This window comes from Listeria welshimeri serovar 6b str. SLCC5334, assembly GCF_000060285.1.
GTDB classification, from domain to species: Bacteria; Bacillota; Bacilli; order Lactobacillales; family Listeriaceae; genus Listeria; species Listeria welshimeri.
In genome coordinates, this window is sequence record NC_008555.1 from 2,104,351 (window position 1) to 2,127,451 (window position 23,101).

The following is a 23,101-nucleotide window of genomic DNA, read 5'->3' on the forward strand; positions in this document are numbered from 1 at the left end:
CTTTCCTATTTATCAAGCAGTTGTTCTTACATTTGCGATAAAAGTTATAACATTTGTTCAATTTCCCGTGCATACGTTCCATGAGTTTTTGCAGTTTCCGTAACTCATTTGGGCTTATTCTAATTTGTCCTGACACTCTACTCCATCTTTTTATGTTTAGATTTTCACATGTATACAATAACACACTTCCCACTCTCTTTCTGTATCTAATTTGTGACAGTTTAAGTTCAAAAAGTATTAAAAAAATAAATCTTCATGACTTAAAAGAAATTCATTTTTTTAAAGCAAAACGGTTTTTGATAAGTAGGCAAAACCATAGCCTCATCCGCTTATCATAAAAGGTTTTTGCTTGACTTTTACAGTCCTACTTTGCTAAGATTTTTGTTCGACTCAAAAAACAGGAGGTATGTGTATGGTACAAGAATATATTCGATTAAGAGGAGCTCGTGAAAACAATCTCCAAAATATTTCCTTAGATATTCCAAAACGAAAAATCACCATTTTCACTGGAGTGTCTGGATCTGGGAAATCTTCTATTGTATTTGAAACTATCGCCACTGAATCGCAAAGACAGTTAAATGAAACTTACAGTGCGTATCTTCGTAATTTTCTTCCGAAGTATGCGCAACCAGATGCGGATTCAATTGAAAACCTCTCCACCTCTGTTATTATTGATCAAAAAAGGCTTGGCGGTAACTCCCGCTCCACCCTTGGCACTATCACAGATATTAATTCGATTTTACGGTTACTTTTTTCACGTGTAGGTAAACCGAGTATCGGTACAGCAAATCTATTTTCTTTTAATGATCCTGCTGGTATGTGTCCAGATTGTCATGGTGTTGGTCAAAAAGTCTCGGTTGATTTAGTCAAATTACTCGATCCAAATAAGTCACTCCAAGAAGGCGCCATTTTATTTCCGACGTTTTCAGTGGACTCATGGTACTGGAATTCTTATGCTTATTCCGGTTTTTTTGATGTGAATAAAAAAATAAAAGAGTATACGGATGAAGAATATGACATGCTTTTAAACGGAAAAGATATAAAAGTCTTTCTGGAAACACCGATGGGTAGCATGAATGCAACATATGAAGGGTTGATTCCAAAATTCAATCGTCTCTACATTCAAAAAGAAGGCGAAATGTCTGCTTCTACTAAAAAACGCGTAGATAAATTCACCCATATTGCTCCTTGCACAACTTGCGATGGTACGCGACTCTCGGAACAAGCACTATCTTGCAAAATAAATGGTTTAACTATCGCCGACTTCACAGCGATGCAATTAGATGAATTAAAAGAAACCATCGCAAGCATTGATACTACGATCGCCGCTCCAATGATTAAAAGTGTCACAGAACGTTTAGAGCATTTAATTGATATTGGACTTGGTTATATGACACTTGATCGCCAAACTACTTCTCTTTCTGGTGGTGAATCACAACGTGTCAAAATGATTCGTCATTTGAACAGTAGTCTAACAGATTTACTTTATATTTTCGATGAGCCAAGTATTGGTCTTCATCCTCGTGATGTTCATCGTCTCAATGAATTACTCATTAAATTGCGCGATAAAGGGAATACTATTCTCGTTGTGGAACATGACCCAGATGTCATCAAAATTGCTGATCATATTGTCGATGTCGGCCCAGAAGCTGGTAAAAACGGCGGTGAAATCCAGTTCGTTGGAAGTTATGAAGATTTACTGAAGTCTGATACCCTGACTGGTCGTTTCCTTAATCGACATTTACCAATTAACGATCAACCACGAGCACCAAAAGGCTTTTTATCAACGGAAAAAAGTAGTCGTTTTAACTTAAAAAATATTCAAGCTAATATTCCAAAAGAAGTACTTACGGTAATTACTGGCGTGGCAGGTTCCGGAAAAAGCACATTGATTCATTCTGTTTTCCTAAAAGAATATCCAGATGCAATTGTGATTGATCAATCAGCGGCGCATGCCAATATCCGCTCCAATCCAGCCACTTATACTGGTATTATGGATTCAATTAGAAAAGCTTTCGGAAAAGAAAATGATGTCAGTCCTTCACTCTTTAGTTACAATTCCAAAGGCGCTTGCGAAAATTGTAAAGGGCTTGGTTTCACTACTATGGATTTAGCTTTTATGGATTCAATTCGTACACCTTGCGAAGTTTGTCACGGCAAACGATTCCAAGATTCCGTTTTAGAATATAAGTTGGACGGGAAATCCATTAGCGATGTATTAGAATTAACGGTTTCAGAGGCGCTTCAATTCTTTACAGATAAAAAAATATTGAAGAAGATTACAGCAATGACAGAGGTGGGAATTGGCTATGTTACTCTAGGTCAACCACTTAGCACGCTTTCTGGAGGGGAATGTCAACGTCTAAAACTCGCTAATGAACTGCATAAGAAAGGTTCGATTTATATTATGGATGAACCAACCACAGGACTTCATATGTCAGACATCGAGCATATTCTCACTATTATTCACTCGCTTGTAAACAAAGGGAATACCGTTATTGTAATTGAACATAATGTTGATATTATCCGAAATGCTGATTGGATTATTGACCTTGGTCCAGAAGGTGGTAGCGCAGGTGGACAAATTATTTTTGAAGGTGTTCCACTCGATTTACTTAAAAACAACCAATCGTTAACTGCACAATATCTTTAATAGAAAAAAAGCTGTTTTGTCTAGACTTAAGACAAAACAGCTTTTTTTATTGTAGTTTTTCTAAATATGACACAGCATCTTGGAACGTTTTTACAGGAACAATTTTCATTTTGGTATCAATATCTTTTGCTGTTTTAACTGCTGTATCATAATTGCTTTCAATACTAGGATCGCTTTTTTTCATTTCTTTCGTGATAGAATCATCCGGTGCAAAGAAAACTTTCGCGCCACTTTTGTCTGCTGCAACCACTTTCTGATCAATTCCTCCGATTCTTCCAACGGTTCCATCAGGATCAATTGTACCAGTACCAGCAATTTTCTTCCCATCTGTTAAATCATTTTTTTGGAAACGACTGTAAATTTCTAAACTGAACATTAAACCAGCAGATGGTCCACCAATTTTTTCGGAATCGATTTTTACAGTTGGGTCTGCATTGATTTTTTCATCGTCTACAAGTGTAATCCCAATGCCTGGTGTGCCTTTCTTATCAATAGCAGTTAATTTGATATTTGCTTCTTCTTTTTTATCGCCGTGTTTGTAATTGATTTTGACGGTATCTCCTACTTTTTTACCATGAATATAATCAATAAATTCTTGACTTGATTGAAAAGCTTGTCCATCAATTTCTGTAATTAAATCACCTGCGTGAAGAACATCAGCTGCTGGAACATCCTCTTTTACACTTAAAACATATACGCCATCATAAGTCACTTTCACTTCTTGGCCAGCTGCTTTATAGGCAACTTGAATCGCATTGTTTTTTGATTCATTCATCATTTGCATTTGGCGAACGTTATATTCTTCATCCGTTTCATCCTCATATTTGATATCACTGTCTTTTTCTAACTCATGATATGGCAAAAATTTAGCTGTCATATATGTATAAATATTTGCCTTCCCCATCGCAATCGTCACTAAACTGAGCGAACCGCCTTTCTTGTTTGGATGGTCATCAACCGTAACGAGTGGAGCAAGTTCTTCCGTCCCACCTGGTTTTGAAATATAATACGGAACTGGAATAAAAAAGCCCGCTATAATAATGATTAACAGCACTATCGCCGTTATTTTTTTCCACTCTTTACGCATTATTAGTACATCTCCTACTTATTAAATTTTACTTGTATTGCTCGGTTCACCATTTCAGGCACTAGTTCGCTAATATCGCCTTGATACTGCGCCACTTCTTTTACCATACTCGAACTTAAAAAAGAATATTTCGTATTAGTCATGACAAAAAAAGTTTCGATTTCCGCATTAAGTGTTCGGTTCATGGAAGCTATTTGCATTTCATATTCAAAATCGCTCACAGCTCTAAGACCTCTGACAATGGCAGTAGCACCACGTTTAGCTGCATAATCAACAGTTAAACCGCTTGCACTTTCTACTGCGACATTTGGCAAATGGGCGGTTACTTGTTTGATCATTTCCATGCGTTCTTCCACAGTAAAAAGTGGCTTTTTGGATGAATTATTTAAAACAGCTACATAAAGCACATCAAAAATCTTTGCTGCTCGTTCAATAATATCCAAGTGTCCATTTGTAATTGGATCAAATGTACCGGGAATCACGGCAATTTTGTTTCCCATTTCTACGCCTCCTGAAATTCAAATATGGATAATACAGTAATTCCATACGAAACAGATCTGATCTTCTCAAATCGACCAATGGTTTCTGGCATTACTGCTTCTTTGTCATGCTCGCAAATAATTCTGCCATTTTCACTAACTAATTGTAATTTTTCTAGCGTTATTAGTAATTTTTCTAGTTGTTGCTTTTTGTATGGTGGATCTAAAAATACAAGGTCAAATTTCCATTCATTTTTATGGAGTAGTTTAAGCGCTCGTTCAGCATCATTTCGGTATACTTCCGCTCGATCCGTAAAATGACAGCCTTCTAGATTTTGACGAATGGTTTTAATCGCAAGTGTTGCTTGATCAATAAAAACTGCTCGTTCAGCCCCTCTACTTAGCGCTTCAATTCCAAGCCCACCACTTCCAGCAAATAAATCGAGAACGGTATCACCATCAAAAAATGGCCCAATAATCGAAAATAAGGATTCTTTTACTTTGTCTGTAGTTGGTCTTGTATTATTTCCTGGAACTGCTTTTAAAGCATGCCCTTTGCGTTCTCCTGCAATCACTCTCATGTTTTTGCACAACCTTTACTTCAATGTCTTTTTTACTTTATCATAAATAGATACAAAAAAACAGCAAGACTAGTTGATTTAGTCTCGCCGTTTTGTTTAAATACTGATTTGTACATCTTCGTTTTTATGTTCATACATCATTTCTTTTTTGGATTCGTATTCTGTTTTTAGGAACGGACGGAAAGACATTTCCACACGTTTCACATAATGAAAACGAGAAACTTTTTCAGAGATATCTTCTACTTCGGCCATATCACAATATAACACCGCATATTTTAATTTACGGGATACATAATGAACATTTCCAAATCGCTTCAAAGATCTAACTTGTTTGAGATGATTCATCCAAACGACGATAGCTTGTCTATCATTTTCCATTGTTTAAGTCCCCTCTTTTTAGGATAAGCTTTACGCTGAACAACCGCAACCTCCCCCGCTGCCACATCCACCTGTCGAACAAGCAGATTTTGTTTCAAAAAACGGATTACCAGTTGGTACTTTGATATTTTCTGAAACAGCACTTGCGAGAAGCAAACTGATTTCGTCCAAGAGAGATTGTAAATCCATCTCTGCACGACGAAAAGCTGCTACATTTTGATCCATGTCAACTTCGCGTTTATAAGCACGAGTCTTTCTGGTTACTTCTTTATAGTCAGGATGATACCGGCCGAACCGCTGTACTTCCTCATATTGATCTTTTATTCGTATAAATTGACGAATATTTTTTTGTGAGTTGGCGTCATCTAGCAACACTTGTCTAGTATGTTTATAATTCTGCGCTTCTTCGGAGTCTAGAATCATGCTAGCAAGCTCATCTGATAAATCGAGTAGCGCCATATTTTCCATTGTAGCGAGCAATCTAGCCACCTCCATCTTACTTACTTTTTTATTATACCATAGAACGATTATTTAATAATAAAATTTTGCGTATAGTATTTCTGATAAGTTCCTGCGCCCATGTAAGTGTAGGAACCGTCTAATAAATTCTCTCTGTGACCTTTGGAGTTTAACCAGCCTTCAACAGCTGCCGCACTATCTATATAGTTATAAGCGATGTTTTCTCCTGCTTTAGTGTATTTTACATTACCAGAACTTAAACGTTTACTTAAATCTCCTTGTGTTGGTGAAGTATGATCAAAATAATCATTTTTCTTCATATCTAAGCTGTGTCCATAAGCAACTCTAGCAACTGCTTCGTCCCAAGCAACTTCTTCCACACCATAACGATCACGGATTACATTAGTAATTTCTAAAACTTGTTTACTTGAAGCTTTATCAATAGTGTCCCAATCGAATTGCGATAACTTTTCTTCATAGATTTCGCCTTGGTAAGATAATTCATAGGGGCGCATTTTTATGAAGGATAACTTATTGAGGTAACGAACACTCACTAATTTTGATTTAAATTTATCGAAATTCAGTTGCGCATAAACACCACTTCCAATATTAACAATTGGTCGAGCATTTAAGTCTTCTTCAGAAAGTTCAAATTTATAGTAGCTTTCTTTATAGTTAAAAGATATCTCTGACTGGAGATTGGCATCCGTAAATACTTTCTCCGTTGACATACCTATTTTATACGGCATCACATTTAAATCTTGTCCGAGCGCGTAAATGGTTTGAATCACATTATTTGTAACACCAACTTGCATATAGCTAGTTCCCGGTTGACTGTAAATATAATTATCATAGCCATAAGCTGTTTTATCAACGCGCACTGGGTCGCCAAATTCTTTCTTTAATTCACTTACATCTTTATTAATAAATCTTGCCAAACTGGAACTATCATGAACTTGTTCCGGATTTTCATTAGTTGTTTTTTTATCATCAGGAAAATTCGATTTTGTAGCAGTATCTTCGGCCGTATTTTTTTCTACTGATTTACTAAAAAAAAGATCTGTATTATATCCAATGAACAGGCAAATGACTAATAGCACAACTACTCGCATAACAAATTTCACATTTTGCCCTCCTCGGCAGTATTTTGTTTTTCTTGATGTAAGTTTCATTTTACCAATTCTAGTATCATTTGAAAAGCTTTAAAAATCATAAAAAAAAACAATTACAAAGAAACGAGGTAAAATACGCTTCTTCATAATTGCTTTTACTTTTTATAGAAAAATGGAGATAACGACCATGGCCACGAATAGAATCGTCATATAATTTAAGGAATATATAAACATCCATTTCGCCCATTTGATACTGTCTGCCATTTTAAATCCGTAAACACTAAGTGCCAACCAACCAATATTTAATAAAGTCGCTAAAATAACGTATACGATACCTAAATCAAACATAAAGAATGGTAAGATAGTTAATAAAATCACCCAGAAAAACATACTTTTCTTTGTGCGCTCAATGCCTTTTACAACGGGTAACATCGGGATACCAGCAGCGGCATATTCATCTTTACGTTTAATAGCAATCGCGTAGAAATGCGGCGGCTGCCAACAAAACATAACAAGAAAGAGCATAATTGGTACCATACTAAATGATGGCTCGACTGCAAACCAACCAATTAACGGCGGTACTGCTCCAGAAAAGCTTCCAATTACTGTATTACTAACGAGTTTTCTTTTTGCATAAAGTGAATAAACAACGACATACAAAAAGACCCCAATAACACCAAGAACCCCCGCTTGCCAAGTCGTCATAAATAACATTATTGTTCCTACTACACCAAGCACAAGCGCGACCATTAGCGCACGTTTACCAGAAATTTTCCCAGTCATTGTTGGTCTGTTTTTAGTTCTTTCCATAATTCCGTCAATATCACGGTCAATGACATTGTTAAAAGCGCCCGAAGCAGCGACAATAAGTGCTGAACCGACGATAGTAAAAAATATCACATCTACATTTTGAATAAAAGAAATTCCATTTAACTGAAAGGCCAACCACATTCCTGTAAAAGCAGTAATCGTATTGGAGTTCACGATACCTATTTTCACAAGCTCGGTAAAATCACGGACTGTAAATCTACTCGCCGATAACTCCCCAGTTTTTTCTATCTGATTCACTTTTTCTCCCCCTAACACTTGCTGATATAAACCAGTGATTGCGAACTGATAGATATCCTATACCCTTATTATGTGAAAAATACGCCCCTTTTGTCAATAAATCGGCTTTAGACTTGTAGGCTTTACTTCTTTAAATAAACACGCTACAATTAAGTTGATGTGTACTCATGAACTTATACATATACGCAAATTTTTGGTAAAAATCTCACACGCATCTAAAGGAGAGATTGGTAGATAATGAAAAAATTCTTGAAAGTTTGGTCCGTACTAACGATTATTTGTATGACTGTTGTTGTGTTCGGTGGAGCGCTTGTGACGAAAACGGGTTCAGCAGATGGTTGTGGTAATAGTTGGCCACTTTGTAATGGACAATTAGTTCGTTTAACAGATGTTACACCAGAAAAACTCATTGAATTCATGCACCGAATGACAACGGGAATCAGCTCGATTTTTGTTATTGTTTTAGCAATTTGTGCTTGGATTTATATGAAAAATCGTCGGGAAACAAAACCGCTTGCAATCATCGCAGTATTATTCCTCATTATTCAAGCTTTAATGGGAATGGCAGCAGTTGTTTGGGGTCAAAATCCTTATATCATGGCACTACACTTTGGTATTTCCATCATATGTTATGCTTCCATTGTGCTACTTGCCTTAATGATTTTCGAGGTAGACCGCAAATTCGATGCTCGAAATCTCGTCATGGGAACAAAACTTCGAATCAACATTTATGCACTTACGATTTACACTTATTTAGCTGTTTATACGGGGGCTCTTGTTCGACATGAAAAAGCAAGTATGGCCGTTCCAGTTTGGCCGTTTGAAAATGGTAAATTTATTATGCCTGATTCTGTGCAAGATTATGTACAGTATTTCCACCGAGTAGCCGCATTTATTTTAATTGTTTGGTTGCTGTACGTTACTTGGCTTGTGTTTCGAGATTACAGAAGATACCGAGTGCTTACTTTTAGCATGGTGTTATCCCTTTTATTTATTGCACTTCAAGCTGTTACTGGGGCGCTTTCAGTTTATACAGGAGTAAACTTGTATATTGCACTTGCCCATAGCTTAATTATTACAATGCTCTTCGCTTTACTTTGCTACCTTTGCTTGCTCGCATCTAGAAGTAAAAGTAATCGCTTGCGGATAAAATAATGAAAACGGCTGGTAACTTTTGTTGCCGGCTTTTTTTATTTATCTGCGGCTTTTATATCGTTTTATGCTAAAATAAATGAGAGTATATGTTAAATGAGGTGAATAACTTGGATAAAACAAAGAGAAGAATGATTTATGAGACTTTTATGCTTATTCTCATATTACTTTCCCTTGCGTTATTACCATACAGAAATAACTTTACATTTATATTAAATTGGATTATTTGGGTGATTTTTACACTTGATTATCTTGTTCGATTTCATAGAGCTGATAATAAATGGCATTACGTTAAAACCCATCCGTTTCAGCTGATTGCGATTATTCCATTTTACGGTGGTTTTAGAGCGGCTCGGATTGTTAGTTTTGTCCATCTTTTAAGCATTACAGCGATGGGAAGACGTTATATTGTTCCAATTTATAGTTTTTTCCGTTCAAATGGATTAAATCGCTTTTTAATGATTTTTGTCTTACTTGTAATTATTATTCCAGTTCCAATGGTATTTATCGAGCCTGAAATAAACAACTATCCCGATGCTCTTTGGTGGGCAATTGTAACTGCCACTACGGTTGGGTATGGTGATATTGTCCCTGTAACACCAATTGGACGAATCTTGGCTTCCATCATGATGCTCTTCGGGATAGCCTTTATCGGGATGATTACAAGTACAATAACTAATTTTTTCCGGACCAAAAAAACGACAACTTCTAGTACTCAAAGAACCAACAAAATTACCCAATTAATTGCAGATACACCTGAACTGACTAAAGAAGAAATTGCGATAGTGGAACAATTTTTGAATTTGCGAAAAAAAGAATTAGCTGATGATAATATAAAAAGTGATAGCAAATGATGCTATCACTTTTTGATTAGTTTTTCGACTTGATTACGGTAACGTTCAGATAAAGCTTCCACCGCTAAAATACGTTCAAAATCTTCTTTTGTTCCTTTTTTATGCAACACCTTTTCATGACAAAAGGCTACTGTTACCCCATGAGACTCTTGATGTATTTGCTTGATTTCATCTTGTTTATTTATTTTACCTGGCGTAATAGTTCGACATAAATAACCAGTTAAACCAGTCTCGTGAATGGCTTTATAAAGATTAGGGATTCCATTAAATTTTTCAATTGTGCTACAAGGGTTTCTTGCTTCTGTTACTTGAATAATTGTTTCCCCTATCTGAAATTTATCGCCTATTTGCACCGAACTTTCTAACATATTAGTAACAATCAAATTTTCACCAAAGGCACTTACTTGCAATACTTCACCAAACTTTTCTTCCCATTTTGCATAATGCTCATATGGATAAATACATACAGTTCGATCTACCCCACCATGATATTTTAAATTATGTGGAGCGTCATTTTCAAATCCAGTCATCGTTAAGTTAGCAGTTTCAACAAGTTCCTTCTCAATGCCGGTCATCATTAATTTCTTGTTTGGAAGAGATAATTTTTTAGGTTTGCCAATTGCTAAATACATTATTTTTCGTTCCATGTGTTTACTCCTTTGGTGTTATTTTTTTCGACTTAAAATAGCTAGAATGCCTGTGATAAGTGCAAGAACGCTGATGACAACAGCCGTCCATAAAAGAATAGTATTGTCATTTGAATTGCTTGTATCTCCAGCTGTATCCTCGGCTCCTGCTACCACTTCTCCGTGTGAACCAGTGGTTGTTTGTGCTGATTCTTTCAAAATTTTTGTTGTTGCATGCGGGGTTTCGGAATCTTCTGCGCCAACCCATTCTACAATAGAGCCATCTTCGTAATATTGGTAAGCATTCCAAGCAACATCTCCTTCTTCACTTGGATTTTTAGCAATAAAACTAAACCGTTGGAACTGGCCTTTTTCAATACCGTTACCTTCTGTTTGCCATGTCACTGTACCGTTTTTCTTATCGACCGTCGTTGTCCAACCCGGAACAGGTTCATATGATTCAAATGAAACCCCTTTCGCTATTTTTAAAACGATTTTCTTGGATGCCATTTCTTTTTCTGATGGTACTTTCATTGTATAGGTTTCCCAAGATTTCACAGTTGACTCATTAGGTGATACAGAAACGTGCGCACTTGCTTGGAATGGAATGACAAAAACAGCTAATAAAACAACTAACATACTAATAATTTTTTTCATCGTTTTTCCCCTTTACTGAGTAATATTGATTGTAAATGTTTGATTAATATCGGTAAAATCTTTCGTTAAACCATGGACGGTAATCTCCCATTTTCCAGTTTGATTAATATAAAGTCCTTCTGCGAAATATTGATTCTCATTCGCGAGTTTCGCTTGAAATGTAGATTTTTCATCCGTTTTAGTAGATTTAGTAGTGATGGTTACTTGTTCAAAATCTGTTTTGGTTGCCCCCTCTGCTGTTAAAAATGTGATGATAAATTGATTTTGTCCTACTGCTCCGGGTTCGACACGCAAATTGATTTTTTCCTTCTCGCCATCTGCTGTAATCGTTTCATCATAAGGTTTTGGCGCAGCTGGCGGTGGGGTTTGTATATTTGTTAAAACACTCGCAACTAGTAAGATCGCTGTCCCAATAATAAGTTCTACTAAAATCGTTTTAAATGGTAGCTTTTTATTTTTGAGTTTCAAGTAAAGATAATGACCTAAACCACATATCCCCATCAATAAAAACAAACCGATTTTGAAAAGAAGCATTTTGCCATAATTCGTCGTAAATAGATTTGCCATTTGACCGATGTTCATAACCGCCATCAACAAGCCACTGACTAAAATCGAAGCTACTGCAATAATTGCTACGATAGAAAAACGACTCCAAACTTCTCGTGCTTTTCCTGTTCGCGGTAACACGAATAAAAGAACCAAAATCCCACCAACCCAAACACTTGCCGCAACTATATGAAGTATATCTGCTGTAATACTTACTATTTTATCGGCACTCGCTGCAGCATGTCCATTCTGAGCCTTTGCAAAAATTAAATATCCTATTAATACACTCTCAGTTAGTAGCGCAAACCAGCTTGATTGTTTATTTTTACGAACCATTATTACGGTGAAAATGGTGAGTGCAAGCCATACGACAAACTCACTTATCCAAATATAGCCAGTTTTTGTTGCTAAAAATGCACTTAATTGGCTTGGTTTAAAACTTTCCATGATACTAGCACCTGTCGTAATACTCGTTTGCACAACCAGCTGCATTAGAAGTGCCACACCAAGAAACACGAGTGCTATCCAAGTTATTTTTTTTAAGCGACTGATTATCTTCTCTGTCAGTGGCTCTTTTCGCGGATAAATCCCCAAACCAAAAGCAAGCATCCCAATGAAAAGTGAAAATCCTATATATAGAATTGCTTTTTGAATCGAGCTGATTTGAAGGTCTGAACTACTTGAAGCTGCTTCCGCTACTTGAAATGTCGCTTTCGTGTCGCCTAATTTAAATGAAATAACGCCCGTTACAGCATGACCATCAGCGGAAACAACTCGCCATGACACAGAATAAACATCAGGTTTTAAATCAGCTGGTAACGAAGCTTCCACCATATGATTATTTTTCTTAGAAACAGCTGTCTTTCCCGTCTCTACTCGTTCTCCATTTGAATTTTTGACTTCTATTAAAGGGAAATCTGCTTCAATTTCCTCATTATAAACAAGTGTTACTTTTTCAGGTGCTGTTTTAATATGCGATTGATCAGCCGGATTCGAATTTTCCAAATAAGCATGCGCAGAAACATGCTGAACCGGCACAATTAGTATGTATAATAAAATGACAATAAAACTAATTCTTTGCAATAATTTCATTTGCTACTCCTTTTTTGAATAAACAGTTTTACTCTTTTTAACTTATCATGCGCAAGAATTGAATGGAAATAATTGGCTCATCTGCTATTGCAAAAGGTACCCAAATTATGGCATAGTGAACGTAAAAGGAGGTTTTAACTATGCTTCGTTATATCGAACTATTTTTTATGTTCGCTTTTGTTACGCTTATCACGATGTGGATTCAAGCACTTTTAGCTAAATGGAAACCAAGTATTCTTCATTCTTTTTGGCTTCGAACACTTACATTTATCATCATTGGTTATGCTTTAATGGCGCCAACTCTATACATAGGCAGTTTATTATTAAAATAAGTTTAGTTACTTTCACATCGCCTTTAGATGTTTTATACTGGGGAGTGGGAGGTGAATTTTTATGAAAAAAATGTTAGTAGAATTTAGAGATTTTGCGTTAAAAGGGAATGTACTAGACCTTGCTGTAGCGGTTGTTATCGGGGCAGCATTTGGAAAAATTGTTTCTTCTTTAGTAGATAACATCATTATGCCAGTTGTTGGTGTACTTCTTGGCGGACTTGATTTCACAAAATTAAGTGTGACAGTCGGTAAATCTGTTATTCAGTACGGTGCTTTCATCCAATCTATCGTTGACTTTATCATCATCGCTTTTGCTATTTTTATATTCGTCAAAATACTTACTAGTTTTATGAAGAAAAAAGAACAACCTGTGGAAGAAACACCAGTGCCACCAACAGAAGAATACTTAAAAGAAATTCGCGATTTATTGAAAGAACAACAAAAAGAAATTTAAAAGGAAAGACAGAAACTCTAGTCAGCTATTTTTGACTAAAAGTTCCTGTCTTTTTTATTGTTGTTGTTTCTTTAATTGGAGTGCTAAGAACATTTCAAACACAGCGACTACCAAAAAGATGATTTGTAAAATAAATACATAACCAATAATTAGTAATTGCACAACCATCCACACACCCAAAACAGCGGCTGCTGCAAACATGACTTCTTTGGTTCGTGGAAGTTTTTTCAGTAAATAAACAAGGGTGGCTAAATGAAATAATCCTACAAATACAAATAAAAATATGCCTGGTATTAAATAATCAACAAATGGCGAGCCGTCAAGTAGTCCAGTTGAAAGTGATAATAAACTACCACTTGGTGTAAAAACCATTGATAATCCACCATAAATTGCTCCAATTGCTGTAAAACCAACTATTATAATACTACTAATACGTGTCCAGTTCATGGCGTGCTCCTAGTCGTTTTTCTAGTAGTATACCACGAAAACCTTCATTCTGCTGCTTTTCTTCGTTTTATTTTTTTGATTAAATCAATCAATACGAAAACAGCAATTCCGCATGCAACAACTGTTGTAAGATACCAAGCCGGCCCAGATTCTGCGCATACATCTAGCCAATAAGTGACCGTTTTCGGATTAAAAAATGCAAAGCAAATCGCACAAAATGCAATAATTCGACCAATAATGGAATTCTCTCTCATAACAAGCGCATCTCCTTTTCTTTTATTATAACAAGAGCAAGGAGAAAAGCGTTTTTTATTTGGTCCCAAAGTTGTTTTTCGTTTAACAAGTTTTGGTTTTTTGAAATCGTAAAATCTAATTTAATTAGCAACCCATATTATATTCTAAAATCTTATAATCCTTATACTAGCCCCTTTCATATTTTTCATTGCTGATTTAATATTTCTTCTTTTATAACTATTTGTATGACCTGCCATATATAAAGTTTTATTGCTTTTTTCTACAGCAATCATAGAATGAAAGTATCTACTTCCACCTTTCTTTTTGAACTGAACTATATCTCCAGGTCTTGCATAAGAAATTGCAGAGTTCACATTAGTAAATGTTTTAACTGGCTGAGTTTTTGACCAAAATGATGAAAAATCTGATACATTAACCCATGAGGTTGAATTATTTATAGTTTTGTAATATACATATGATCTTTGAGACCATACTTTTGTGTATACTATTTGGCTAAACCAATGTTTAGTAGTTTTTTTTGTTCCATAAGGTACTGGAGTTATTTTAACTTCTTTTTTTCCACCATTATAAATGCACTGTGATACAAAGTTTGTACAATCTCCAGATGAATCACTATAATTTCTATAATTTGGATTTCTTTTATTATACCATTTCTTAGCATATGCTATAGCTTTACTTCTGTTATAGCCTGATGCTTTTAATAAACCATTTTCATCTACTAATCCATTATTTTCTACTTCTTCGTATTGAGCGATATCATTTAATTCTTCTATTGTTGATTCTTTTTCTTCTTCTAGTGGCGATATATTAGGATCAGGTTGAATATCAGTTACATCAATAATATCTTTTTCAGGAATACCAACAAGATAGTTTTCATCTATATTTTCCGAATTAACTTCTTCCTCTTTTTCTTCTGCGTTTTCTTCATCATCTGTGATATCTTCATCAGAAAAATCCTCATCAATTATATCTTCAATATTTAAATCTTCATCTATAATAGGACTAAATACTTCTTGTTCACCTTCAATATCAATCATTTCTGGTGGTGAAATGCTTTCTGTAAGTGCATTAAAATATTCACTTAAATAATCAGTAATAATCTCATAATCACTTCTAGCTGCCAATTCCTCATCAGCATCTTCTAACATTTGATTTAATGCAAAAGCAGCGAATTCTTCTGAGTTTATTTGTAAACTATTATCATTTAAATCTAAATGTTTAAGTAGTGTATCTTCTATTTGTTCTACTTTTGAATCTTCTGTAAGTTTTTCCGTTAATGATTCTGAATCAATCCACCCAAGCTCTTTTCCATCTACATTTAAATAAGCGAGTTTATAATCGCCATCTGAAGTGGACAATATTCTTTCTTTACTAACATGGGCAGTTTTGGAAGTATATTTATCGGAGCTATATTTTATTCCTCGTAGATTTTTTGAGTTAACTTCATTGGAATAAATATTATTTTCATCTTTTTCTGTTATCACAGCATCATAAGAAACAATCTTATCTGTTGCTTTGTTTTTCGCATTTTCTTTAACAGCTTTCTTATCTACCCAACCAAACTCTTTATACCTCTCGCCATCAAAGTAATACATTAGTACCCAAGTGACTTTATTATCTGTAATTACTTCTCTTTTTATATGGAAAGTAGTACCCATCTCTTCTTCAGTAAGACCTAAACTTACTGCTCCGGGCGTATTATGTGGGCCATTTGCATACATCCCATCTGATTCTGTAATAACTGTCGCTATATAATTTACTTCTTTTTGAGATGTTATATTTCTAAAATCATTCCCTAATTTTAATGCTCGTTTATCGAGCCAACCTACATCATTTCCGCTTAAGTCCTTTAGAAAACACCATGTGACAACATTATCAGTGACCATTTCTTTTGTTACTTGAAATTTTTTATTTTGGACAGCTTCTGTAAGACTAACAAAGACTGCTGTCGGCGTATTATGTGGTCCATTTTTATAAAGACCATCTTTTTCAGTAACAACTGTTGCTGCATAATTAACGTTTTTTTGCGATGTTATTACCCGGTAGTCATTTCCTTGCTTAACACCTGCTTTATCCATCCAACCAATCTCTGTACCATCAAGTTTACTTAATAGAACCCAAGTAACTTTATTATCAGTTACCATTTCTTTTGTTACTTGTAAATTCTGATTCATGTATTCTTTAGAGAATGCTACTTGAACTGCACCTTCTGTATTATGAGGACCATTTTTATGAATTCCATCTGTTTCTCTTTGAATCGTTACTGCATAATGTACTTTTTTTTGCGATGTTATTACTCGATATGCTGCATGAATCTCTGTCGGCAAAATAGAAATGAACATTAAACATACGGCTAATAATAGTAAAACTTTCTCTCCCCATTTTCTTATTCTTCTTTTTTTATTTTTTTTCATTTGTTAAACTCCCTTTTGTATAATTTAGAATGAAACTTAAGCATAGCATATATTAGTTATGTATAACCAAAAACTTAATGAAGTGTCTATTTTTATTCATTAACCTTCTTTTTTGGGGTTTTAAATAAGCTTTATCAAGCCATATTGTGTTTTTTTAAAATTACACCAATGTTATTCGACTCGTCTTGTATTGATATACATAAATTATTCAATAAAATCTTATTATAGACACAAAAGTTTCAAAAATTCACAAAAAAATACTATAAAATTATATATATCTACTAATAAAAAGGAAAATAATTGTCTTTATATGTATATTAATTCATTTCTAATACAGATAGGTTCTTCTAGAAATCTTTTAAATTATACTAAAAAAGGACTTTGAAAAAATTCAAAGTCCTCTTTTTAATCATATATTAATTAGTAATTCGCTTTCTTACATCATACCGCCCATGCCGCCCATTCCCATGTCAGGAACTGCTGCTGGACCGTTTTCGTCTGGTTGATCTGCTACAACTGCTTCTGTAGTTAATAGAAGTGCTGCAACGGATGAAGCATTTTGTAGTGCAGAACGAGTTACTTTTGTTGGGTCTACAATACCAGCGTCAATCATGTTTACCCATTCGCCGTTTGCTGCGTTGAAACCAACACCCACTGCTTCGTGTTTCAAACGTTCTACAATAACAGAACCTTCTAGACCAGCGTTATGTGCGATTTGACGAACTGGTTCTTCTAGGGAACGAAGTACGATGTTGATACCTGTTTCTACATCGCCTTCTGCTTCTAGTGCTGCTACTTTATTGTAAATACTTACAAGCGCAGTACCACCACCAGCTACAATACCTTCTTCTACAGCTGCACGAGTAGAGTTAAGGGCATCTTCAATACGTAATTTGCGTTCTTTTAGCTCTGTTTCAGTTGCAGCGCCGACTTTAACAACAGCTACTCCACCTGCAAGTTTTGCTAAACGTTCTTGTAATTTTTCTCTATCAAATTCAGAAGTAGTTTCTTCCATTTGCGCACGGATTTGGTTTACGCGAGCGCTGATTTGTGTGGAATCGCCTGCTCCTTCTACGATTGTAGTGTCATCTTTTGTTACAACAACTTTGTTCGCTGTACCAAGTTGATCTACTGTGGCTGTTTTTAGTTCTAAGCCTAGATCTTCTGTAATTACTTGTCCACCTGTTAGAATGGCAATATCTTCTAACATTGCTTTACGACGATCACCAAATCCAGGAGCTTTCACTGCAACAACATTAAATGTTCCACGAAGTTTGTTTAATACAAGAGTTGCTTGTGCTTCGCCTTCCACATCTTCTGCGATAATTAGCATAGGACGACCTTGTTGAACTACTTGCTCTAAAACTGGTAAGATTTCTTGAATATTGTTGATTTTTTTGTCTGTAATTAAAATGTATGGTTTTTCAAGAACAGCTTCCATTTTGTCGGAATCAGTTACCATGTAAGGGCTAGTGTAGCCACGGTCGAATTGCATACCTTCTACTACGTCTAATTCTGTTGCAAAGCCTTTGGATTCTTCAATAGTAATAACACCGTCGTTACCAACACGTTCCATTGCTTCTGCGATTAATTTACCTACTTCTTCATCACCAGAAGAGATGGCAGCAACTTGAGCGATAGATTCCTTGCTTTCAATTGGTTTAGAAATAGCTTTTAATTCTTCAATGGCAGTTGCTACGGCTTTTTCGATACCGCGGCGAACGCCTACTGGATTTGCTCCAGCTGTTACGTTCTTTAAGCCTTCTTGAATCATTGCTTGCGCTAAAACGGTAGCAGTTGTAGTTCCGTCACCAGCAACATCATTGGTTTTAGAAGCAACTTCAGATACAAGTTTTGCTCCCATGTTTTCAAATGGGTCTTCTAATTCAATTTCTTTTGCAATCGTTACACCATCATTTGTAATTAACGGAGAACCGAATTTCTTTTCTAAAACAACATTACGACCTTTAGGGCCAAGCGTTACTTTTACTGCATTTGCTAATTGGTCGACACCACGTAGCATGGCACGACGAGCGTCTTCACTAAATTTAATATCTTTTGCCATTTTATATTTCCCTCCGATTATTTCATTTTTTTATTATTTAGTAATTGCTAAAATATCACTTTCACGTAAAATCAGATAATCAGTTCCTTCGTACGTCACTTCAGTTCCAGAATATTTTGCAAAAATAACCGTGTCACCTTCTGCAACTTCAAGTGGTTCTTTTGTTCCGTTTTCTAGAACTCGACCGGAACCTACTGCGACAATTTTTCCTGATTGTGGTTTTTCTTTTGCAGAGTCTGGTAATACAATTCCACTCGCTGTTTTTTCCTCTGCTTCAAGTACTTCAATTACAACACGATCTCCTAATGGTTTTAACAATGTAAATGACCTCCTCTGATATAATTACAATTTTCATTTTAGCACTCGACGCATCAGAGTGCTAATACAGTTATTATGATACCAAACTGAATAAAAATTGCAAGCAAAAACGTTTAAAAATGGAAGAATTCTTATTTGCGGTAACCCTTGATAACGAGTACAATAAGAAGAGCTATTTCTGCTTGTTATAAGCAATTTAGCAAGAGCTTGTTTTAGAAAGGATGCGTATTTTTTGGCTAAACGTTATATTACCATTGTGTTAGTTTATTTATTATTACTATTTTCTGCTTCTATTGGAATTCCAATTGTTCAACACATCTTACTAAGTATGACGTCCATCTCTATAGCGGATGCGCAAACTTACGGCGTTATTGCTTGGTCGATTTTCTCTAATCTTTTGTCGCTTGCCATTATAATTCCAATGCTTTATAAAAAACCAAAAGAAAATAAAATCGAAGTTGGTATAAAAACGACACCATTATTAAGTATTGTTTGGATTATTGGTGGGGTGATTGGTTTATATGTAGCTCAAATTATTTGTAGCATTATCCTTACATCCATAGCTGGGAGTATGAGTGAGTCAGCAAACACCGAATTACTTGTAAACTTAACTAAATCAGCACCTATTTTCTTGATATTCATTTCTATTCTTGGACCAATTTTAGAAGAACTCGTTTTTAGAAAAGTGATTTTTGGTGGGTTGAGTAATAGAATCAATATTCATGTGGCTGCGGTCATTAGTTCGCTTTTCTTTGGTTTACTTCATGGAGATATTTCCTTTTTACTAACCTATTTTGTCATCGGACTGATTCTTTGTTTTCTTTATACAAAAACAAAAAGAATTGCTGTTTCGATGGGTGCACATATTTTAATGAATACAATTGTTTTGGTTTTGAGTCTTGGAATCATTGGAGGATAATATGAAAAATTCATTAATTAAGCAAAGTTTTCTTTATTTTGCGCTTGGTCTTGTATTTGTATATTTTGTTATTGTTCGCGTGACTGATTATGGTTATGATATCCTTGCTTATATACTAATTATAATGACATTAATGGATTTCGGTATTGGCATAGGCCTCATGATCACTGGATTTAAAAGACGTAAAAAAAACCTGTAGAAAGTAAGTTTACGCTTACCTTCTACAGGTTTTTTTATTCCGTTTTTGCCGGATAATTTTCTAGGAAATAGATTAACGTTTGTAATTCCGTTGTAAGATCGATGTGGTGCACACGAACTTGTTTTGGAACACTGATACGAGCTGGTGTAAAGTTTAGAATACCTTTGACATCCGCTTCGATTAAACGATCTACGGTTACTTGTGCTTCATCTGCTGGAACAGTTAAAATAACCACTTCCACACCATTTTCACGAACAATTTCTTCCATATCATTTAAATGATAAATTGGAATATCTTGTTGAACACTACCAACCTTCGCTGGATCCACATCAAATGCAGCAACGATTTTGATATTATTATTTTTCATGAAATTATAATGTAATAATGCTGTACCAAGGTTACCTACACCAATTAGTGCAACATTCGTCTGTTTGTCTTGACTAAGCGTTTTACTGAAAAAGTCGAGTATGTAAGAAACATTATACCCATATCCTTTTTTACCTAATGCGCCAAAGTACGAAAAATCGCGTCGAATAGTCGCCGAATCAACTTTTACCGCTTCACTTAATTCTGCTGATGATACTCGTTCCTTACCTGATTCGTCTAGGTATTTCAAGTAACGATGATATAATGGTAAGCGTTTTGCTGTCGCTTGTGGAATTTTAGTTGTTTCCTCCATCATGCCTTCTGTCCCTTCTTCTTTTAAATTTTTTCTGAAATGGAAGCTTTTTATGAACTGTACTTCCTTTCACATGCTTGCTTATATACTATAAACATTTCACAAGGAATGCACAAACTTTTTGCTCATGACTTTTAAGCAAAGTTTTCTCCTGCAAAATATCCAGTGTTATCTTTCTTTTCTATTCTACGCTAAAATCACAAATAATGCGAGCATTTTCACAATCATAATTATTCATGCGAACTTGGCTATCACATTGCGATTACTTGGATTTTAAGATAAACTAGTAAGGAGAACAATCGAGGAGAGAGATTATGATATTATTACAAGTTCAGCAAATTTCTAAATTCTTCGGTGCAGAAGTTATTTTAGATAATATTAAATTAGAAGTAAAAACAGGCGACCGAATTGCTTTAGTAGGCCGAAATGGCGCCGGGAAATCTACTTTGCTTAAAATTATTGCTGGGAAAATGAGCTATGATGGCGGCACTATTTCCAAACCTAAAAGCGTTGAAATTGGCTATTTGGCTCAAAATACCGGTCTCGAATCAACAAAAACAATTTGGGATGAAATGCTTAGCGTGTTTGATTCCCTTAGAAAAATGGAAGCTGATTTACGCAAAATGGAGCTTCGTCTTGGTGAACCGGAACTATATAATGATCCGGAAAAATATCAAGCTTTGATGACAGATTATGATACGTTACAACATACATTTAAAGAAATTGGTGGCTATACGTATGAAGCAGAAATTCGCTCCGTTTTAAATGGATTGCGGTTTTATGCAGATGATTATGAAGTCGAAATCGCTTCTTTAAGTGGTGGGCAAAAAACAAGACTTGCACTAGCTAAATTATTACTCGCCAAGCAAGATATTCTTGTGCTCGATGAACCTACAAACCATTTAGATATTGAAACATTAGCATGGCTAGAAACTTACTTGCAAAATTACCACGGTTCCCTACTTATTGTTTCCCATGACCGTTATTTCTTAGATAAAGTCGTTAATCAAGTATACGAAATTAGCCGTACAAAAATTGACCACTACAAAGGAAATTACAGTTCATTTGTTAGTCAAAAACAAGCCAAACTAGAACAAATGTGGAAAGAATTCGACAAACAACAAAAACAAATTGCAAAACTAGAAGATTTTGTCGCTAGAAATATAGTTCGCGCTTCTACAACTAAACGAGCTCAAAGCAGAAGAAAACAATTGGAAAAAATGGATGTCCTCGGCCGACCACAAGGCGATGAAAAATCCGCCCATTTTGGCTTCCAATTTGAAAAGCAAACAGGTAAAGACGTTTTAATGGTAGATCAGCTAAGTATTGGTTACGCAAAAGATAAACGAATTGCTTCCAATCTAACATTCGAAATGAAACGCCAAGATAGCCTTGCTCTCGTTGGTCCGAACGGAATCGGTAAATCAACTTTACTTAAAACACTCATTCGCGACATTCCAGCTTTAAGTGGCGAATTCCACTTCGGTGCCGGCGTGAAAATTGGCTACTACGATCAAGAACAAGCCAAACTAACATCCAACAAAACCGTTTTAATGGAACTGTGGGATGATTATCCAGAATTAAATGAAGTAAACGTCCGAACCACACTTGGTAATTTTTTATTTTCAGATGATGATGTGCTAAAAAATGTTCAATCGCTTAGTGGTGGCGAAAAAGCAAGACTCGCTCTTGCCAAGCTCACTTTACTTGAAGCGAATGTGCTTATTCTTGATGAACCTACGAACCATTTAGATATTGAAAGTAAAGAAGTTTTAGAAGCCGCTTTAATCGATTTTGAAGGGACGATTCTCTTCGTTTCTCATGACCGTTACTTTATTAATCGAATTGCCTCAAAAGTCGTCGAACTAGCTCCGGAGAAAGCTACTGTTTTCCTAGGAGATTACGATTATTATCAAGAAAAGCTAGCAGAAGCTAAAGAACTAGCGCGCCTAGATGCTGAGGATCGACGTAAAAAAGGAGAACAAGTAGAAGCAACTGCCTCTTTTAGAAAGCTAAACTACCAAGAAGAAAAAGAACAACAAAAACTACTTCGTCAAAGAAAACGAAAACTAGAAGAAATAGAAAAATCCATGGAAGAAACAGATGAAAAAATCGCCGAACTAGAACTCCAGTTAACCAAACCTGAAATTTTCCAAAATCACGAGAAAGCATTAGAAATCACGCAAGAACTTGACGTGATAAAAGCGAATGGAGAAAGTCTCATGGAAGAATGGGAAACAGTAAGTGAAGAACTAGAATCGATGTAATCTGCATA

Annotated in this window: 23 protein-coding genes and 1 pseudogene; 8 read left to right on the forward strand and 16 right to left on the reverse strand. The window is 35.4% G+C overall.

The window, feature by feature from the left end:
- The first annotated feature begins 412 nt into the window (after window positions 1–412).
- A complete protein-coding gene (locus LWE_RS10525; RefSeq protein WP_011702829.1) occupies window positions 413–2,653 on the forward strand; it encodes an ATP-binding cassette domain-containing protein in 2,241 nt (746 codons plus the stop codon).
- Window positions 2,654–2,699: 46 nt separating this feature from the next.
- Here LWE_RS10525 and LWE_RS10530 read toward each other — a convergent pair whose 3' ends face one another.
- The 7 genes from LWE_RS10530 to cyoE form a co-directional block, all read right to left on the reverse strand.
- Entirely contained in the window at window positions 2,700–3,740 is a 1,041-nt protein-coding gene (locus tag LWE_RS10530) for a SepM family pheromone-processing serine protease (protein WP_011702830.1), read from the reverse strand.
- A 14-nt stretch (window positions 3,741–3,754) separates the two neighbouring features.
- Entirely contained in the window at window positions 3,755–4,240 is a 486-nt protein-coding gene (coaD, locus tag LWE_RS10535; protein WP_011702831.1) for a pantetheine-phosphate adenylyltransferase, read from the reverse strand.
- Window positions 4,241–4,242: 2 nt separating this feature from the next.
- Complete coding sequence (gene rsmD / locus LWE_RS10540) at window positions 4,243–4,800, reverse strand: 16S rRNA (guanine(966)-N(2))-methyltransferase RsmD (RefSeq protein ID WP_011702832.1); 558 nt, start codon at window positions 4,798–4,800, stop codon at window positions 4,243–4,245.
- A gap of 96 nt (window positions 4,801–4,896) precedes the next feature.
- Entirely contained in the window at window positions 4,897–5,178 is a 282-nt protein-coding gene (locus tag LWE_RS10545; protein ID WP_011702833.1) for a YlbG family protein, read from the reverse strand.
- 30 nt (window positions 5,179–5,208) lie between these two features.
- A complete protein-coding gene (locus LWE_RS10550) occupies window positions 5,209–5,658 on the reverse strand; it encodes a YlbF/YmcA family competence regulator (RefSeq protein WP_011702834.1) in 450 nt (149 codons plus the stop codon).
- A 47-nt stretch (window positions 5,659–5,705) separates the two neighbouring features.
- Complete coding sequence (locus tag LWE_RS10555; RefSeq protein ID WP_011702835.1) at window positions 5,706–6,761, reverse strand: CAP domain-containing protein; 1,056 nt, start codon at window positions 6,759–6,761, stop codon at window positions 5,706–5,708.
- A gap of 150 nt (window positions 6,762–6,911) precedes the next feature.
- A complete protein-coding gene (cyoE, locus tag LWE_RS10560; protein ID WP_011702836.1) occupies window positions 6,912–7,817 on the reverse strand; it encodes a heme o synthase in 906 nt (301 codons plus the stop codon).
- Between the two features lie 237 nt (window positions 7,818–8,054).
- On the opposite strand from cyoE, the gene LWE_RS10565 reads away from it, so the two are divergent.
- Window positions 8,055–8,972, forward strand: coding sequence for a COX15/CtaA family protein (locus LWE_RS10565; RefSeq protein WP_011702837.1), 918 nt, complete (start codon window positions 8,055–8,057; stop codon window positions 8,970–8,972).
- A gap of 107 nt (window positions 8,973–9,079) precedes the next feature.
- Window positions 9,080–9,823 (forward strand): potassium channel family protein, encoded by a 744-nt coding sequence (locus LWE_RS10570; protein ID WP_011702838.1) that lies wholly within the window; start codon window positions 9,080–9,082, stop codon window positions 9,821–9,823.
- Window positions 9,824–9,828: 5 nt separating this feature from the next.
- Here LWE_RS10570 and LWE_RS10575 read toward each other — a convergent pair whose 3' ends face one another.
- The 3 genes from LWE_RS10575 to LWE_RS10585 are packed head-to-tail and all read right to left on the reverse strand — an operon-like array spanning window position 9,829 to window position 12,744.
- Window positions 9,829–10,470: an MOSC domain-containing protein gene (locus LWE_RS10575; RefSeq protein WP_011702839.1), complete on the reverse strand. Its 642-nt coding sequence runs from the start codon at window positions 10,468–10,470 to the stop codon at window positions 9,829–9,831.
- An 18-nt stretch (window positions 10,471–10,488) separates the two neighbouring features.
- Window positions 10,489–11,106 carry a YcnI family copper-binding membrane protein gene (locus tag LWE_RS10580; protein WP_011702840.1) on the reverse strand — a complete coding sequence of 206 codons (618 nt, stop codon included), beginning with the start codon at window positions 11,104–11,106 and terminating at the stop codon, window positions 10,489–10,491.
- Between the two features lie 12 nt (window positions 11,107–11,118).
- The gene (locus tag LWE_RS10585; protein WP_011702841.1) at window positions 11,119–12,744 is read right to left on the reverse strand and encodes a copper resistance CopC/CopD family protein; all 1,626 of its coding nucleotides are present in this window, start codon (window positions 12,742–12,744) and stop codon (window positions 11,119–11,121) included.
- 140 nt (window positions 12,745–12,884) lie between these two features.
- Between LWE_RS10585 and LWE_RS10590 the strand changes: the two genes are divergently transcribed.
- Window positions 12,885–13,076, forward strand: a complete 192-nt coding sequence (locus LWE_RS10590; protein WP_011702842.1) for a hypothetical protein — start codon at window positions 12,885–12,887, stop codon at window positions 13,074–13,076.
- Window positions 13,077–13,137: 61 nt separating this feature from the next.
- On the forward strand, window positions 13,138–13,530 hold the full coding sequence (gene mscL / locus LWE_RS10595; RefSeq protein WP_011702843.1) for a large conductance mechanosensitive channel protein MscL: 393 nt from the start codon (window positions 13,138–13,140) through the stop codon (window positions 13,528–13,530).
- A gap of 54 nt (window positions 13,531–13,584) precedes the next feature.
- On the opposite strand, the gene LWE_RS10600 is transcribed toward mscL, so the two are convergent.
- The 5 genes from LWE_RS10600 to groES form a co-directional block, all read right to left on the reverse strand.
- The gene (locus LWE_RS10600; protein WP_011702844.1) at window positions 13,585–13,977 is read right to left on the reverse strand and encodes a hypothetical protein; all 393 of its coding nucleotides are present in this window, start codon (window positions 13,975–13,977) and stop codon (window positions 13,585–13,587) included.
- Between the two features lie 44 nt (window positions 13,978–14,021).
- The gene (locus tag LWE_RS10605) at window positions 14,022–14,231 is read right to left on the reverse strand and encodes a hypothetical protein (RefSeq protein WP_011702845.1); all 210 of its coding nucleotides are present in this window, start codon (window positions 14,229–14,231) and stop codon (window positions 14,022–14,024) included.
- A 144-nt stretch (window positions 14,232–14,375) separates the two neighbouring features.
- Window positions 14,376–16,646, reverse strand: coding sequence for a GW dipeptide domain-containing protein (locus tag LWE_RS10610; protein WP_011702847.1), 2,271 nt, complete (start codon window positions 16,644–16,646; stop codon window positions 14,376–14,378).
- A gap of 436 nt (window positions 16,647–17,082) precedes the next feature.
- Entirely contained in the window at window positions 17,083–18,711 is a 1,629-nt protein-coding gene (gene groL / locus LWE_RS10615) for a chaperonin GroEL (RefSeq protein ID WP_011702848.1), read from the reverse strand.
- A 33-nt stretch (window positions 18,712–18,744) separates the two neighbouring features.
- Entirely contained in the window at window positions 18,745–19,029 is a 285-nt protein-coding gene (gene groES / locus LWE_RS10620; protein WP_011702849.1) for a co-chaperone GroES, read from the reverse strand.
- A gap of 232 nt (window positions 19,030–19,261) precedes the next feature.
- Here groES and LWE_RS10625 point away from each other — a divergent pair, with 232 nt between their 5' ends.
- Together LWE_RS10625 and LWE_RS10630 are read left to right on the forward strand one after the other, a co-directional pair.
- Window positions 19,262–19,948, forward strand: coding sequence for a CPBP family intramembrane glutamic endopeptidase (locus tag LWE_RS10625; protein WP_011702850.1), 687 nt, complete (start codon window positions 19,262–19,264; stop codon window positions 19,946–19,948).
- 1 nt (window position 19,949) lies between these two features.
- Window positions 19,950–20,154 (forward strand): annotated as a pseudogene (locus LWE_RS10630) (YdiK family protein).
- A gap of 27 nt (window positions 20,155–20,181) precedes the next feature.
- On the opposite strand, the gene LWE_RS10635 reads toward LWE_RS10630, so the two are convergent.
- The gene (locus tag LWE_RS10635) at window positions 20,182–20,829 is read right to left on the reverse strand and encodes a redox-sensing transcriptional repressor Rex (protein ID WP_003722329.1); all 648 of its coding nucleotides are present in this window, start codon (window positions 20,827–20,829) and stop codon (window positions 20,182–20,184) included.
- 311 nt (window positions 20,830–21,140) lie between these two features.
- Between LWE_RS10635 and LWE_RS10640 the strand changes: the two genes are divergently transcribed.
- On the forward strand, window positions 21,141–23,093 hold the full coding sequence (locus tag LWE_RS10640) for an ABC-F family ATP-binding cassette domain-containing protein (RefSeq protein WP_011702852.1): 1,953 nt from the start codon (window positions 21,141–21,143) through the stop codon (window positions 23,091–23,093).
- Window positions 23,094–23,101 lie beyond the last annotated feature (8 nt).